At 45.3% G+C, this 14,826-nt stretch carries 15 protein-coding genes; 12 read left to right on the forward strand and 3 right to left on the reverse strand.

The features are described 5' to 3' along the window. The 3 genes from ACWA6V_RS06360 to ACWA6V_RS06370 all read left to right on the forward strand — a co-directional run. On the forward strand, positions 1–667 hold a 667-nt coding region (locus ACWA6V_RS06360; protein WP_449521689.1), incomplete at its 5' end, for a class I SAM-dependent methyltransferase. Beyond that, positions 664–1,203 carry a DUF2878 domain-containing protein gene (locus tag ACWA6V_RS06365; RefSeq protein WP_449521690.1) on the forward strand — a complete coding sequence of 180 codons (540 nt, stop codon included), beginning with the start codon at positions 664–666 and terminating at the stop codon, positions 1,201–1,203. The genes ACWA6V_RS06360 and ACWA6V_RS06365, both read left to right, overlap by 4 nt. Continuing rightward, a complete protein-coding gene (locus ACWA6V_RS06370) occupies positions 1,169–1,921 on the forward strand; it encodes a hypothetical protein (RefSeq protein WP_449521691.1) in 753 nt (250 codons plus the stop codon). The genes ACWA6V_RS06365 and ACWA6V_RS06370 overlap by 35 nt, the downstream gene beginning before the upstream one ends. An 84-nt stretch (positions 1,922–2,005) precedes the next feature. Here the strand turns inward: ACWA6V_RS06370 and ACWA6V_RS06375 are convergent, their stop codons facing one another. The 3 genes from ACWA6V_RS06375 to fliK form a co-directional block, all read right to left on the reverse strand. Beyond that, positions 2,006–2,806 carry a sulfurtransferase gene (locus ACWA6V_RS06375; protein WP_449521692.1) on the reverse strand — a complete coding sequence of 267 codons (801 nt, stop codon included), beginning with the start codon at positions 2,804–2,806 and terminating at the stop codon, positions 2,006–2,008. 172 nt (positions 2,807–2,978) lie between these two features. After that, complete coding sequence (locus ACWA6V_RS06380; protein ID WP_449521693.1) at positions 2,979–3,272, reverse strand: EscU/YscU/HrcU family type III secretion system export apparatus switch protein; 294 nt, start codon at positions 3,270–3,272, stop codon at positions 2,979–2,981. Between the two features lie 11 nt (positions 3,273–3,283). Further along, positions 3,284–5,134, reverse strand: a complete 1,851-nt coding sequence (gene fliK, locus ACWA6V_RS06385) for a flagellar hook-length control protein FliK (protein WP_449521694.1) — start codon at positions 5,132–5,134, stop codon at positions 3,284–3,286. Between the two features lie 177 nt (positions 5,135–5,311). On the opposite strand from fliK, the gene ccmA reads away from it, so the two are divergent. The 9 genes from ccmA to ACWA6V_RS06430 all read left to right on the forward strand — a co-directional run bounded on the left by ccmA (position 5,312) and on the right by ACWA6V_RS06430 (position 14,787). Next, entirely contained in the window at positions 5,312–6,016 is a 705-nt protein-coding gene (gene ccmA, locus ACWA6V_RS06390; protein WP_449521695.1) for a cytochrome c biogenesis heme-transporting ATPase CcmA, read from the forward strand. Next, on the forward strand, positions 6,009–6,707 hold the full coding sequence (gene ccmB / locus ACWA6V_RS06395) for a heme exporter protein CcmB (protein ID WP_449521696.1): 699 nt from the start codon (positions 6,009–6,011) through the stop codon (positions 6,705–6,707). The genes ccmA and ccmB overlap by 8 nt, the downstream gene beginning before the upstream one ends. Positions 6,708–6,755: 48 nt before the next feature. After that, entirely contained in the window at positions 6,756–7,508 is a 753-nt protein-coding gene (locus ACWA6V_RS06400; RefSeq protein WP_449521697.1) for a heme ABC transporter permease, read from the forward strand. Between the two features lie 2 nt (positions 7,509–7,510). Continuing rightward, positions 7,511–7,717: a heme exporter protein CcmD gene (ccmD, locus tag ACWA6V_RS06405; RefSeq protein WP_449521698.1), complete on the forward strand. Its 207-nt coding sequence runs from the start codon at positions 7,511–7,513 to the stop codon at positions 7,715–7,717. Between the two features lie 37 nt (positions 7,718–7,754). Further along, positions 7,755–8,219, forward strand: a complete 465-nt coding sequence (ccmE, locus tag ACWA6V_RS06410) for a cytochrome c maturation protein CcmE (RefSeq protein WP_449521699.1) — start codon at positions 7,755–7,757, stop codon at positions 8,217–8,219. Beyond that, positions 8,209–10,215, forward strand: a complete 2,007-nt coding sequence (locus ACWA6V_RS06415; RefSeq protein WP_449521700.1) for a heme lyase CcmF/NrfE family subunit — start codon at positions 8,209–8,211, stop codon at positions 10,213–10,215. The genes ccmE and ACWA6V_RS06415 overlap by 11 nt, the downstream gene beginning before the upstream one ends. Further along, on the forward strand, positions 10,208–10,759 hold the full coding sequence (locus ACWA6V_RS06420; protein WP_449521701.1) for a DsbE family thiol:disulfide interchange protein: 552 nt from the start codon (positions 10,208–10,210) through the stop codon (positions 10,757–10,759). Before ACWA6V_RS06415 ends, ACWA6V_RS06420 begins: the two co-directional genes overlap by 8 nt. Before the next feature lie 44 nt (positions 10,760–10,803). After that, on the forward strand, positions 10,804–14,565 hold the full coding sequence (locus tag ACWA6V_RS06425) for a TonB family protein (RefSeq protein WP_449521702.1): 3,762 nt from the start codon (positions 10,804–10,806) through the stop codon (positions 14,563–14,565). A gap of 75 nt (positions 14,566–14,640) precedes the next feature. Beyond that, complete coding sequence (locus tag ACWA6V_RS06430) at positions 14,641–14,787, forward strand: hypothetical protein (RefSeq protein ID WP_449521703.1); 147 nt, start codon at positions 14,641–14,643, stop codon at positions 14,785–14,787. Positions 14,788–14,826: the final 39 nt, after the last annotated feature.

The raw sequence follows: 14,826 nt of genomic DNA on the forward strand, positions 1-14,826 counted from the left end.
GTTTGAGATAGGAACAGGTTGGGGCGGCATGGCAATTTATGCGGCGCAACACTATGGGTGTCGTGTTACTACTACCACTATTTCTCTCGAGCAGCGTGAATATGCTTTGGCTAGAGTGGCCGATGCGGGTTTAAGTGATCGCATCACGGTACTATTTGATGATTACCGCGATCTACGCGGCCAGTTCAGTAAACTCGTTTCTATTGAAATGATTGAAGCGGTAGGGCACGAACATTACGATCAGTACTTTTCTACTTGTTCGCGTTTGTTAGCACCTAATGGGCTCATGTTGTTGCAGGCAATTACCATTGCTGATCAGCGTTATGACATGGCGCGCAAGACGGTGGATTTTATTCAACGCTATATTTTCCCCGGTGGTTCGCTGCCCTCTATTGCAGTTATCAGCGATTTTGCAAAACGCAAAACCGATCTGAATATTTTGCACATCGAAGATATTGGTGAGCATTACGCACAGACATTGAAACACTGGCGCGAGGCGTTTAATGCAAAGTTAGAGGCGGTGCGTGCGCAGGGCTTTGATGATCGGTTTATCCGTATGTGGGAGTTTTATCTCTGTTACTGCGAGGGTGGTTTTATCGAGCGTAGTATAGGCACAGCACAAGTGGTGTTAGCGAAACCACAATACCGCAATGGATATTTCCAATGATAAATAGGGCATTGGCTTTTACCATCACCAATGCCGTATTGTTTCAGGTTGGTTGGTTCGTTTGTATTTTGTGCGGCAATTTTTGGGCAGGGGTATTTACGCTTACAGCCATCATTTTCCATTTTATTCATGTGCAGCAGCGTCGCGAGGATGCCATTGCTGTACTTATGTCTATAGCCCTTGGTTTGCTTCACGATTCGCTGCTTTTGCACAGCGGCCAAATCCAGTTTGCTGAATCTGCTTATCTGCCGCCGCTATGGTTAGTTTGCTTGTGGGCACTGTTGGGCATCACCCTTAATCACTCTCTGGTATGGATCTATTCGCGTCCCCTGTGGTCTGCTTTATTGGGAGCTATTGCTGCGCCCTTGAGCTATCTTGCGGGCGTTAGTTTATCTTCGGCGGAATGGTCTAGCCCCTTGGTTCACGTTTTACCTATAATAGCGATCCTGTGGCTGGTAGTACTGCCACTGCATCGTTTTCTTAGCTTGAGGGTCTTATCTTATGTCCAGCGTAAAACGACCAGATTATCTTCGTAGTGTTTTGGCTTGCAGCCTGTTCTCCGCTCTTGCGGGATTTTCTACAACAACTGTGTTAGCGCAAGACAATTATGTCGTTGCAGGCAGTGCCTACAATCTTGAAAATAACCAGCTTATTTATCGCGAGCTCTATACCGGCATTGATGAAAATCAATCGGTGCGAGTGGATTATGTAACGCCAGAGGGCAACACTTTTGCTTCAAAAACACTGGTGTATCAGGGCGAACCCTATCAACCCAGTTTTAATTACGAAGACACACGGGACAACGAATATGTCTCGGCTCAGTTTCAAGGTGCCCGTTTGGTACTTACCCATGGCATGAACAGCGCACAAAATGAAAAAGTGATTTACGATAATGCACGCATGGTGATTGACGCGGGTTTTGATGCGTATATCCAACTCAATTGGGATAAGTTGGTTGCCGGCAAGCGGTTGAAATTTGATTTTGCAATGCCCAGCCGTTTGAGCAGCCTGCAATTAGAGGTGCGTAAGATCAAGGGACCTGAATCGCCGGTATATGATGCAAACTTTGGGCGTGATTGGATTTATTTCCGCATAGCGCCCGCACAAAAATTTGTTTCACTGTTTGCTGACCCTATTAATCTCGCCTACGATCCAAACGGAAAATACCTTATGCGTTTTCATGGTCGCTCCAATATCGATGATGATAGTGGTGGCCCACAGGATGTGCGAATTGAGTATGAGTACACGAACTAGTTTGAATTGACTGAATAAAAAAAGGCGAGCAATCTCAACGTTGCTCGCCTTTTTTATATCGTCTTGTTTTGGTAATGGGCAGCACTATTTGGGTAAATAGGAGCACCAATCGCTCCAGCTCCCTGGATAGAGTTTTGCTTTTACTCCGCTCATCTCCAGTGACAACAGATTTACGCAAGCGGTTACACCAGAGCCGCAATACACCACCAGATTATCGCGCCCGGTTAAATCCGCCCAACGTTTACGCTGTACTTCATCCGATTGAATAAAACCCTGCTCAGTCGTAGCATCCTGCCAAAAATAATTGAGCGCACCGGGAATGTGGCCTGCCACCGGATCTATAGGCTCTTCCTCACCGAGGTAGCGTTTGGTTTCGCGCGAGTCGATCAGCGTGAAGCTTGAGCCTGCTAGTAAAATATCGTCGCGGTTTACGATCCAGTCTTCTTGTAAGCTCGCTTTAAAATTACCATTTTTGATAGTGGGTTCACGTCTATCTATTGCACCACCAGCGCTAATCCAGCCAGTAAAACCACCATCGAGAATCAATACCTGCGAATGCCCGAAATAGCGTAACAGCCACCACGCACGAGCGGCATAGCCCATACGTGAATCATCGTAAACCACAATCAGGGAATGTTGGTTGACGCCGGCAGAGCGCAATTTTTTACTGAGCGTTTCTGTATCGGGTAAGGGGTGGCGGCCGCCGTGGGTACCGGTTTCACTGGAGAGATCTTTTTCCAGATCCAGAAAGTAGGCGCCGGGAATATGCCCTGCGCGATATTGTTCTCTGCCGAGGGTTTTATTTATTAAGTTAAAACGGCAATCGAAGATCACAACCTTGCCCAGTTGCGTTTTGAGTTGTTCGCTGGTGATAAAGTGATTCATTAGTGTGCGGCGCAATGGGTATGGAGGATGTCAAAAAAGTGACGTCATAATCGCATCATAGTGGGGGCTTGGGAAGGGTGGAAATCGAACGCTTTGTGTGTTTTTTGTAAAAATTGTGTGTTGTGTGCCGAAGAAAGGACGATTAATCGCGGAGGGGTTAATCATGAATGGATTAGTGGTTCTGCCAGGCATCGGGGATTTTGCCTTCAAGTTGGTAGGCAAAGGCAATGATGTAGGCAACGGCGATATACAGGGCTTCGGGGATTTCATCGCCCAGCTCCAGTGTTACCAACAAATCAACAAGTGCGGAGTTGTCGCACAGGGGAACCCCATGTTCCTGAGCAATAGCGATAATTTGTTCGGCAACTTCGCCAGTACCTTTGGCACTGACATGGGGAGCGTTTTTTCCATCGTAATAAAGTGCGACGGCTTTTTGCAGTTCTTGCGGTGAGTATTGTGAAGCCATAATGTAATACCTCAGGTTTTTACATCCACCAGCGAATAGCTAAATGACATTTTGGGTTTGGGCGGCAGGCCAGGTACACATTGCATTTGTGCAACCTGAATACCTTCGCGCTCTAATTGTGTTTTTAACCCGTCAATTTTATTTTTTGCTTCTTGTAATGTGTTTTCATTTTCTGCCAAAAATTTTGCTGAAAGATTATCGCCGAGTAATGTGAGCTGCGCATAAAACTGACCGATTAAAGGCAAATCAAAACTGAGCATCACATTCCATTGGCGCACCCGCGTACTGTTTTTTTCCGCATTTTCATTTTGTTCTTCAACCCATTGCTGTTCCATTTGGATGTGCAATGGGTGCACGTCTTGCCCTTGGCGCACCGGGATTTCAAATTGCCATGATTGTGTTGTCTGTGCTTGATCGGCTTGGCCTAATTGATGATTCAGTGTGTGCACTTGTTGCAGTTGGATTTTTGCGATGCTGCCCAAGGTGTATTGGTGCATCAGCATGACCAATTGCGTGCGCAATTGTTTTTGGCTTAGCTCACCTTGTTGTCTGTGGGCGAGCATACCTAAAAATTGCGGCAGGGCGATTGCCAATACATTTTTGTTTATTTCTGTTGCCAGGGGGGATCCGGGTAATGCAGGTTTTGTGGTTTCCAGTTCGGTATCCAACTGGTGTAATAATCCTAGCAATGCACCTTTTAAATCCTGGGTTGCTATTTTTTCAACAGGGTTTTGCGTGGATATTGTGGTTTTATTGTTGGAGCTGGGTGGCGTAGTGATTGTTAATAAGCCAGGCTTCGCAGTGGATGCCGGATTAACTAGAGTAGTCGATGCGGGTGGTGAATTTTTTTGCGCTAATAGGGCGCCAGTAGACAATGTTGATACTGGCTCACTACTTTGTTTGCCAGTAACGAGTTGCGCTAATTTGTGTTCGAAACTCTGGCCGTTATTTTTTAGCGTCATCTCCACTAATTTGGGGTTGGTGAGCTGATCTGATAAACGAATATGGTTAGCCAGGGTTTTAAGTGATTGCTGCACTTGGCTTGAGAGCCACTCTTTTCGCTCTGCAAGTGGTAGCTGTTGAATGAACTGGGTAATTTTTGGCAGGCTCGCTAGCAAATCTTGTCCTTTATCTTTTTGCGGCAACAAGCGTCGCAGGGTTTCGCCAATCGCGTCAGTCGTTTTAATTGCTGCAAGTTTGTTTTGCTCAAGCACTGCAGAGACATTTTCTTTGGTGATGACCCCATTATTCAATAGGTTGCTAGTAGCTAATTGTGAATGGTTAAGGTTATTTGTATTTACTGGATTTGTGTTGGCTTGTGTGGTGTTGGGCGTTATTGTGGTTGGCAAATTCCCGGTTTGCAAAAGTGTATTGAAAGTGGCAATTTCTGTTTTGGTCAAAGGTTGCAATAATTGCAGTTTTTGCCCTTCACTTAATTGCATCAATAACGTTTGGCCAATTTGCAGAGGTTGGTTGGTGTAAGTGAGCAGTGTTGTCGCTATTGGTACCGGCGGAGTTGTTGTAGCTGGAATACTTGGGATGACAGCCGCTTGGGTATTCACCGCGAGAGTGACAAGTTTAACGCCTGGAGTTTGCGCAATATTTTTTTGTGTTTCTAATTCACTGATCAATGCTTTGATTGCAGGAGCGGCGGAATTTTTATTGAGTTGCGCTAGATTGGCTTCAATGTATTTAACCAGTTGAGCGCGCTCTTCCGGTGTTGCCTGGGTTACTTTTTGGACATCTGCCAGGAATTGGCTGCCTACTTTTAAGCCGAGCACTTTGGTAATCGACATTATTTGTTCGATCTGCGCGCGCTGGACGTTTTGTACCAGCTTGTCGGTGATGGAACTCAGCTCCATGGCTTATCTCGAATAGATATTAATGTGATCAAAAACGTAAATTGGGGTGCTATGCCGATGCGCAGATCGCTATAATCGACGGCCTCGAAAAGCCGTTTTGCTGGGTCGATTTGCAGAGTATAGCGGCTCATAAGACGTTTCCTGTAGCTACCATACACGCCAAGGCAAATAATAAGCATGACCGAATCGGTAACTGAGGCGGCAATTCCGCTGCTTGAACTGCGTAATCTTGGCTGTGAGCGGGATGAGCGATTGCTATTTTCTGGGTTGGATGTGCAACTATTTCCCGGTGATGTGGTGCAAATCGGCGGCCCCAACGGCGCGGGGAAAACTACTTTATTGCGCGCCCTTGCGGGTATCAGCACGGATTTTCACGGCCAAATTCGCTACGCTGGCCAAGCCTTGCCAGAAGCAGCTTGGGAGTTTGCTGGCGATAGTCTTTATCTCGGTCATTTACCGGGTATAAAAAAGGCTTTAACACCTGCTGAAAACCTGGAGTGGTATAAAGCCCAAAGTGGCGCTGCTATTTCTATCGGTGATGCTTTGGCAGCGGTCGGTCTTTATGGTTATGAGGATACGCCCTGCTACCAGCTATCGGCAGGGCAGCTGCGCCGGGTTGCCTTGGCCAGGTTGCATTTAAGTCGTGCGCGTATCTGGATTCTCGATGAGCCTTTTACCGCTATCGACAAATTGGGCGTCAGCCAGTTGGAGTCGCTTATCGCCCAACAGTCAGCCAAGGGTGGGGTGGTGATCCTTACCTCCCATCAGGATTTAAGTCTCCCTCAGCTGCGCATGGTGAATCTGCAGGATTATCAGCCCGCTCGCGATAAAACTAAAATTGGACTTGGTAGTCTGAGCGACGGGGATGCATATCATGCGTGATAATTCCCCTGCAGCGAGTCTATTGGGTGGATTTATCGCCAGCTTTCGTCGCGACTTATTGATTGCTGCGCGACACAAAGCGGAGTTGACCAATCCGCTGGTATTTTTCCTGATTGCAGTAACCCTGATTCCGTTGGGGGTCAGCCCGGAAAAAACGGTATTGGCGCTGCTCGCACCGGGAATTGTCTGGGTGATGGCGCTCCTGGCCACACTCTTGTCGCTCGATGGGTTATTTCGCAGCGATTACGACGATGGTTCCCTGGAGCAGATGTTGATTAGCCCACAGGCACTGTATTTTACGGTGATGGCAAAAGTGTTGGTGCATTGGTTGGTATCAGGGTTGCCTGTAACCTTATTGGCACCTGTGTTGGGTTTAATGTTGAGTTTGCCAATCGAAGGTTATCTGCCACTGTTGGCGTCATTGGCTTTAGGTACTGCATCGATGAGCCTGATTGGCGCGGTGGGTGCTGCTTTAACAGTTTCACTACGCAAGGGTGGTTTGTTGTTGTCCCTGATTGTGATGCCCCTGTATATTCCCGTACTGATTTTTGGTGCGAGTGCAGTACAGACTGCAGTGCAGGGCGGTGCAATTGGCATGCAACTCGCAGTGTTGGGTGCATTTCTCGCATTGGCGATAGTGCTTGCTCCAATTGCAGCACTGGGCGCCCTGCGTATCAGTACAAATGGTTAACTAATAATAACGATCAGCTAACAGCTTCAGCGATAAGGTCTCACAACTATGGCATGGCAATGGTTTCACCGGTTAGGTTCTCCCCGTTGGTTTTATGAAAAAACAACTCCCTGGCTGCCTTGGTTGGCCATTCTCAGCATCGCGCTTATTGTGACTGCTGCCGTGTGGGGGTTGGCATTTGCACCGGCCGATTTTAAGCAGGGCAATAGTTACCGCATTATTTATATCCATGTTCCCGCCGCGTTTTTAGCCTTGGCGGGGTATTACATCATGGCGATTTCCGGTGCAGTTGGTCTTATCTGGAAAATGAAGTTGCCGTTTATGGTGATGAAATCTGCCGCACCGATTGGTGCGTTGTTGACGTTTGTATCTCTGGTTACCGGCTCAATTTGGGGCAAGCCCACTTGGGGAACCTGGTGGGAATGGGATGCGCGCATTACGTCTATGCTGATTTTATTTTTCCTCTATCTCGGCATGATCGCTCTGCAACAAGCATTTACACACCGCGATACCGCCGATAAAGCCAGTGCTGTATTGGCGTTGGTCGGCATGGTGAATATCCCGATCATTTACAAATCAGTCGATTGGTGGAATACGCTCCATCAACCTGCAACGATTAAATTCACTAGCAAATCCAGTATTGATCCATCGATGCTGTATCCGCTGTTAACAATGGTGATTGGTTTTTACGTATTTTATGCCCTGGTGTTGTTACTCAATACGCGTGTTGAAATCCTACGCCGTGAAAATCGCACCCAGTGGGTCAATGATTTAATTAGCACGACAAATAAGAGGGCGTGATAATGAAATTCCAATTTGAATCAATTGCCGATTTTATCGCCATGAATGGCCACGGCCCGTACGTGTGGGCGTCTTATGCAATCACCTTCGCTGTGCTGATTTTTTTATTGGTCAGCCCATTATTGCAAAAAAAAGCATTTATAAAACAACAGATAAAACAACAAAAGTTGGCGCAAGCGACTAACAACGCTGGCGAATCAACTGAATAAATAACTTTCCGTATTAGCTGAATAGAGCGCGACACCTATGCACCCGCTTCGCAAACAACGTTTGATGATTGTTATTTTTATTGTGGTTTTCTCCAGTGTTGCTGTAGGTCTAATGGCCTACGCCTTGCGTGAAAATATCAATTTATTTTATCCGCCCAGTAAAATTGCGGCGGGCGATGTGCCGCACAATACCCGTATCCGCGCGGGTGGTTGCGTCAAGCCGGGCAGCGTGCAGCGCGCGAGCGATTCACTGGAAATTCGCTTCTTAATTACCGACGGCATTGCCGATGTCAAAGTGAATTTCAACGGTATATTGCCGGATTTATTTGCTGAAGGTGAGGCCGCGGTGATCAATGGCATAGTGACTGAGTCGGGCGAGATAAATGCCAGTGAAGTACTCGCTAAACACGATGAAAATTACACGCCTCCTGAAGTTGCCGAAGCAATGAAAGATAAAGGTGAACATCAAAAAACCTGCGAGGGCTTGAAATATGGCGCTTGATTTTGTTCAGCTAGCACCGGAGATGGGGCAATTTGCCCTGATATTGTCCTTGTGCTTAAGTGCAGCGCTATTTGTATTGCCGTTAGTGGGCGCGCATTACGGTAGCAATGTGTTGATGCAATCCGGCCGCTCACTTGCGACTGGTTTTTTTATCTTTGTCTCCTTTGCATTTTGTTGTCTGGTTTATTCATTTTTACACGATGATTTTTCCGTCAAATATGTTGCCTCCAATTCCAATTCACTCTTGCCTTACTACTACAAAATCAGTGCGGTCTGGGGCGGCCATGAAGGCTCATTGCTACTGTGGATTCTAATGCTCGCCGGTTGGACTTTTGCCGTTGCCATATTCAGCCGCTCACTTCCGCTGGATATGCAAGCGCGAGTGTTGGCGGTGATGGGTTTTGTGGCTGTTGGATTCCTATCGTTTATTTTGTTTACCTCTAATCCTTTTGATCGCATTCTTCCTATTCCACCGCAAGATGGCAGTGATTTAAATCCGCTCTTGCAAGATATAGGTCTGATTATTCATCCGCCCGTTTTATATATGGGTTATGTAGGCTTTAGCGTGGTGTTTGCCTTTGCGATTGCTGCGCTCTTAACGGGGCGTTTGGATAGTGCATGGGCACGCTGGTCGCGCCCATGGGCAACTATGGCATGGGGCTTTTTATCCGTTGGTATCGCACTGGGAAGCTGGTGGGCGTATTACGAATTGGGCTGGGGTGGCTGGTGGTTCTGGGACCCGGTAGAAAACGCATCCTTCTTACCTTGGCTGATCGGCACTGCATTAATCCATTCACTTGCAGTGACAGAAAAGCGCAGCTTATTTAAAAGTTGGACAATCCTGCTCGCGATCTTTACGTTTTCGTTAAGTTTGCTGGGAACATTTTTAGTTCGCTCCGGTGTGCTCACTTCTGTTCACGCTTTTGCTAATGATCCTGAGCGCGGTGTATTTATTCTCGGTTTCTTTCTGGTGGTGGTGGGTGGTTCGCTAACACTTTTTGCATTGCGCGCTCCTGTCGTAAAAGGCTCCGCCGGTTTTAATTTGTTATCGCGTGAGACGTTTTTGCTGGCCAACAATATCTTGCTCACCATTATTATGATTATGGTATTGCTCGGTACGCTTTATCCCTTGGTTGCTGATGCGCTTAGCCTTGGAAAAATTTCAGTCGGCCCACCTTATTTTAATTTGTTCTTTTTGCCGCTGATGGGCTTGTTGTGTTTGCTAATGGCGTTTGGCCCTCTCTCAAATTGGAAGCGTACCTCAGGTATGCAGCTAGTAAAACTCTTGTGGAAGCCTTGGGCAATCAGCTTGGCGATTGGATTGGTGTTCCCGCTCATCTATCGCGACAAATATGAAATCTTCGCCGCGCTGACTGTCTTTATCGCCAGTTGGATAGTTACCGCATTGCTTGCGGACTTGTTTTATCGCTTGCGCAACAGTGATTCGTTTTTTGCTGGCCTTAAAAAACTGAGTTTAAGTTACTTTGCCATGGTGGTTGCACATGCTGGTATCGCGGCGACTACTGTGGGTGTTGGATTGACGAGTATCTACACTGAGCAGCGCGATATTCGTATGGAAGTAGGGCAAAAAGTCACTGTTGTTGAATACGATTTTATTCTCAACAAGCTTACCCATATTGATGGCCCCAATTACACCGCCGAAGAAGCCCTGATCACTGTAATGAAGGACGGCAAATTTTTGCGCGAGATGAAACCGCAAAAACGTCGCTATCTCGCCAGTGGCAGTACTATGACAGAAGTCGCTTTGGACGTGAGTTTGTTCCGCGACCTTTACGTCGCCATGGGCGAACCCTTAACCGAAACCGCTTGGGCGATGCGAGTACACCTCAAACCTTTTGTGCGTTGGATTTGGTTGGGAGCATTAATGATGGGCTTTGGCGCTGTACTGGCCGTTGCTGATAAACGTTATCGCAAAACTATTAAGCAAGAATCACCAGCAGTAGAAGTTCCAGTGGGAAAGTTAGCCAATGAATAAACAACGTTTATTTTTATTTATTCCCTTAGCCATTTTTGTATTGCTGGGTGTTTTGTTTTGGCGAGGACTCTCGTTAGACCCTAACGAGATGCCATCTGCTCTGCTAAATAAACCCGTTCCTGCATTTGATTTGCCGGTACTGCCAGCGCCGGAAAATCCGCAAGGGTTGGTCAGTGCAAATCAGGATATGCTAAAAGGCAAAGTCAGCTTGTTAAATGTTTGGGCAACCTGGTGTACTACTTGCCGGCAAGAACATGAATTCCTTAATACGCTGAAAGCGCAGGGTATTCTTATCTACGGTATTAATTACAAAGATAATGCTGCAGATGCGCAGCGCTGGCTGGCGGAATTGCATAACCCTTATGTGTTTAGCGTGGTAGATGAAGAAGGTCGTTTAGGGTTAAATCTCGGTGTGTTTGGTGCACCGGAAACCTATGTGATAGATAAACAGGGTGTGATTCGTTACAAGCATATTGGTGATGTGAATCAGAATGTATGGACTAGAGTGTTGGATCCGATAATAAAAGAATTGCAGACACAGTGAGTTCAGTTGCGATCTGTCAGTTAAGATAAATGGATGTATTGAGAATGCGTATAAAATTTGCTTTTCTGTTTGTGGTTTTGTTGAGTTGCGAAGGTTTTGCGATTGAGCAAAAAAAAGATCAGCTTCAAGTAGCTCCTCATGCGTCATGGATCATCCCCCAAGCTCTCCCTCATGTCGACGCGATACCTCAGGATAAAATTAACAGTGGTGTTTATTACCTCTTGGTGGATGAGCAGTTGCGTGTTCCTCGCCAGGGAAAGAATGTTTTTTACACACATTACGCGAAGAAAATTGTTAACCAGTCCGGTTTGCAGGAATCCTCGCAAGTTAACATTAATTACGATCCAACTTATCAAACTTTCATATTTCATTCTCTGTTGATCCATCGCGATGGCAAACTTTTTAATGCGTTGCCCAAAATAAAATACTCGGTTCTCCAACGTGAGCAAGAGTTGGAAAACTCCCTCTACGATGGCAGTTTGACCGCCAACATTATTATCAGCGACCTGCGCGTTGGTGATGTAGTTGAATATAGTTATTCCATCACTGGTGATAATCCTATACACGCAGGGGCATTCTACTATCGGTTTTACACACAGTGGACAGTTTCCTTGCGCCAGTTATATTTTAGGCTGTTTTGGGAGCGCGAAAATGAACTTTATGTTAAAGCTAACAATTCGGCCCTGAAGCCGGTTATCAAGCAATTGGATGGCGCAAAAGAATTTATTTATCAGACCGCAAACACTGAGCCTTTGCAAACCAACAATCAGACCCCTGATTGGTATAACCCTTATGGAAGAGTGGAGATTTCAGATGTTGCGCACTGGGCAGATGTTGTTGTCTGGGCTCAGGCACTCTACGATTCCGCAATTGAAAGTGATGGTGCAATTGATCAGTTAGTGGCAGATATCCAGCGCAAACACAGCACCAAGGAAGATCAAATTGAGGCAGCATTGGATGCAGTCCAATCACAAGTTCGTTATCTAGGTATTGAAACTGGTGTAAATTCTCACAAACCATCAAAAGCTGGGGAGACGTGGCAGCGGCGCTACGGCGATTGTAAAGATAAAACGGTATTGTTTATTTCCTTGCTTAGGCAGATGGGAGTTGTGGCCTATCCTGCTTTAGTTGATACCGATGATAAACAAGAGATAATCCACCGCTTGCCCGCGGCGACAGCATTTAATCATGTCATAACCAAAGTGGAGTTGGATGGTAAAAATTATTGGCTAGATCCTACCAGACAGCATCAACAATCCAGACTTGCCGATATTTATCAGCCAGATTATGGCTATGCCTTGGTAGTTGCTCCAGGTTCGGCTTCGTTGACGAAAATGACTCACAAGCGAATATCAGCACAGATCATTGAAGAGGAGTTGGATCTTTCGGGTGCGTTTGATAAACCTGCGTCATATCGTATCACCACAAATTACAAAGGACTCCAGGCTGAAACCCAGCGAAATAAAGCAGCTGAAACCAATCTTCGTTCAACTAGCGATCAATATCTTAATTTTTATAAAGGCTACTATTCAACTATAAGTTCATCTGCACCGGTTGAATACAAAGATTACCCAGGTGAAAGTCGTTTTCAAGTGCGAGAAGCCTATTCCATTGCCAATATTTGGCAGACTAGCGAATCAAACCTGAATAAAAAGTATGTCAGCGTGTATGCAAGTATTATTGAAACCAATGTGCTTAAACCCGATGAGCTGCATCGCAATTCACCTTTTGCGCTTCGCTACCCAGATTCGATCACTCAAAAAATCCAGGTAAAAGTAGGGGGCGACTGGGGGTTTGAGCAAGAGACTGTTGTCGAGGACAATGAGTTTTTTCATTACTCTAGCGATATTAATTTTGATCCAGAAAAAAATGTCCTGAATTTAATCTATAAATATGAAACTAAGAAGGATCATGTTCCAGCAGAAAAAATCAATGAGTATGCTAGTGCAAGAAAAAAAGTTATGGATGACATTGGTTACAATGTTTACCAGCCGGCAGTTACACAGGCAAACAATTTGCACTACGAAGATTATTTGTACTGGTTACTATTTATTGTTTTCTTATTGTTGCTGGTGCTGGCGTTTATTGGTTGGTATCGGGATAAAAAAAGGCGAGAGTATAATCTGGCGGCCGTCTTTTTTCCGGTAAGCATTTTGAAATTTATTGTGTTGTCTGTGTTCACCTTTGGGATTTATCTATCTTATTGGTTCTGGCGCAATTGGATTTATGTGAAGCGTCACGATAATAGTTCAATTTTGCCTTTTGCACGTGCATTTTTTTCCCCATTTTGGTACTACCCATTCTATCAAGCTTTGATCTCGAATGAGCAGGTAAAAAACCGACGCTATTTGCCGGCTTCATTAGGTTTGGCAGCTGCACTGGCATTACTATTTTTTGTTGCCAATATTGCAGCGAATAAGGCCCCAGCTATTTACGATGTTGCCGCTATTTTGGTGTGTATCTTGTTGGTCCTCCCCTTAGTTATCCAAATCAACAAAATTCCGCAAGAAGATGCCAGTATATATTTATATAACTCACGTTTTCGGTGGAGGCACTTGCTAGTCATTTTGTTTTTTTTGCCCTTCATGTTGCTTTACATAGGTATGGAATCCGGTTTTTTGGCCAATACAAAAGTGATAGATGGAAAGCAGTTGTGGTCATATCACGTCAAATTTATGCAGCGTAATGGCGTAATTGAGGAAGGTGAAACCATTCAACGCTTTTACAGCTCGGCACTCCTTGATATACGTAAAGATGGTAATGGCTTTACCAATACCAGTGTTTTTTCGTATTGGGAAGAAGAGGGTGAACTGCAACACCAGTCATTACCACTGGCAGAGGTAAAAGATATTGAGCTGTCTTCGCAAGAGGCAGAGGGTTCAAGTGATGCAGTAGTAAAAATTTATCCTGAAGATGATGAGTCATTTATTCTGTATGTTTCAAAAAATGCTGATGGTCATAAGCAGTTTTATAATCAGCTCAAAAAGAACTGGTCAATGGAAAAGGTCAGGAAGGAGTTGAGAATAGCTTTTCCTTTACCGGAAGATCGAATTAAATATAAAAAGAACAATATCTATACAATGGTTGAACGGTTAGTCAATTTGCTCTACGAAAATGATGAGTTTGGAGCACGGAGTTATGCACTTGCAACACTGTATGAGAGCGGCAACTCTGTTGCTCGAAACTACGACCGGGCGATTTATTTTTACAATAAGGCTTATGAATCAGGGCATTTGGCTGCGGGAGTACGTTTAGCTTGGCTTCTATCTGTTGTGGATGATAATGAACTGCTTAAACCAAAGCGTGCGATAAAAATCATCCGAGCAGTCTTAAAGAAACAAAACACTCCTGCTAACCGTGAAGTACTTGCAGCTGCTTACGCCGCTAATGGTGAGTTTGATCTAGGCATAAAAACCCAAACTGATGCTTTAAAAGATTTGTTTGGTGTTGCCGCTGAGAAGGCGCAAGAAAGGCTTGCTTTCTATAAGTCAAATCAGGTTTGGGTGGAATCATCAAGTGCACATGCTATTGCGACAGAAGCTATGCCGGTAATTAAAACTCCACCGAAATATCCTTACAAGGCTCTGGATGAGAAACAAGAGGGAATTGTATTGGTTCAGTACGATGTTACAGATTCCGGTACTACCACCAACATCAAAGTAGTGAGCGCGGAACCGCAAGGTTATTTTGAAGAGGGGGCAATTAGTGCTGCACAAAAATTTGTCTATATCCCCTCTATTGAAAATGGTGTTCCCAAAGCCACTCACGGAGTAAAGAATCGTTTTACATTCGAGCTTGATGATTAGCCCCATGTTGATTTGAATCAATTTTAGCCGCCGCACTCTTTTATAGACTGATAGTGTCAGTCTGTGGAGGTGTCTATGTATATCGATTCAATCGTTCTTTATGGTCTAGTGATAGTTGCATTGGCTTGCATCATGATTACTTACGTGGGGGTTTACGCGTACAAACATATCAAAGAAGATTCTGCGAAGGCGGATCAGGGGATAAACAACAAGGCGGCATAAGTAGCTTTGACAATCGGCGTAATATCCACAAAGGCTCCT

Source organism: Cellvibrio sp., assembly GCF_053579595.1.

Bases quoted from the DNA above. Each gene is read 5' to 3' on its own strand.
- ACWA6V_RS06365 (WP_449521690.1), top strand. From the start codon at position 664: ATGATAAATAGGGCATTGGCTTTTACCATCACCAATGCCGTATTGTTT.
- ACWA6V_RS06370 (WP_449521691.1), top strand. From the start codon at position 1,169: ATGTCCAGCGTAAAACGACCAGATTATCTTCGTAGTGTTTTGGCTTGC.
- ACWA6V_RS06375 (WP_449521692.1), bottom strand. From the start codon at position 2,806: ATGAATCACTTTATCACCAGCGAACAACTCAAAACGCAACTGGGCAAG.
- ACWA6V_RS06380 (WP_449521693.1), bottom strand. From the start codon at position 3,272: ATGGCTTCACAATACTCACCGCAAGAACTGCAAAAAGCCGTCGCACTT.
- fliK (WP_449521694.1), bottom strand. From the start codon at position 5,134: ATGGAGCTGAGTTCCATCACCGACAAGCTGGTACAAAACGTCCAGCGC.
- ccmA (WP_449521695.1), top strand. From the start codon at position 5,312: ATGACCGAATCGGTAACTGAGGCGGCAATTCCGCTGCTTGAACTGCGT.
- ccmB (WP_449521696.1), top strand. From the start codon at position 6,009: ATGCGTGATAATTCCCCTGCAGCGAGTCTATTGGGTGGATTTATCGCC.
- ACWA6V_RS06400 (WP_449521697.1), top strand. From the start codon at position 6,756: ATGGCATGGCAATGGTTTCACCGGTTAGGTTCTCCCCGTTGGTTTTAT.
- ccmD (WP_449521698.1), top strand. From the start codon at position 7,511: ATGAAATTCCAATTTGAATCAATTGCCGATTTTATCGCCATGAATGGC.
- ccmE (WP_449521699.1), top strand. From the start codon at position 7,755: ATGCACCCGCTTCGCAAACAACGTTTGATGATTGTTATTTTTATTGTG.
- ACWA6V_RS06415 (WP_449521700.1), top strand. From the start codon at position 8,209: ATGGCGCTTGATTTTGTTCAGCTAGCACCGGAGATGGGGCAATTTGCC.
- ACWA6V_RS06420 (WP_449521701.1), top strand. From the start codon at position 10,208: ATGAATAAACAACGTTTATTTTTATTTATTCCCTTAGCCATTTTTGTA.
- ACWA6V_RS06425 (WP_449521702.1), top strand. From the start codon at position 10,804: ATGCGTATAAAATTTGCTTTTCTGTTTGTGGTTTTGTTGAGTTGCGAA.
- ACWA6V_RS06430 (WP_449521703.1), top strand. From the start codon at position 14,641: ATGTATATCGATTCAATCGTTCTTTATGGTCTAGTGATAGTTGCATTG.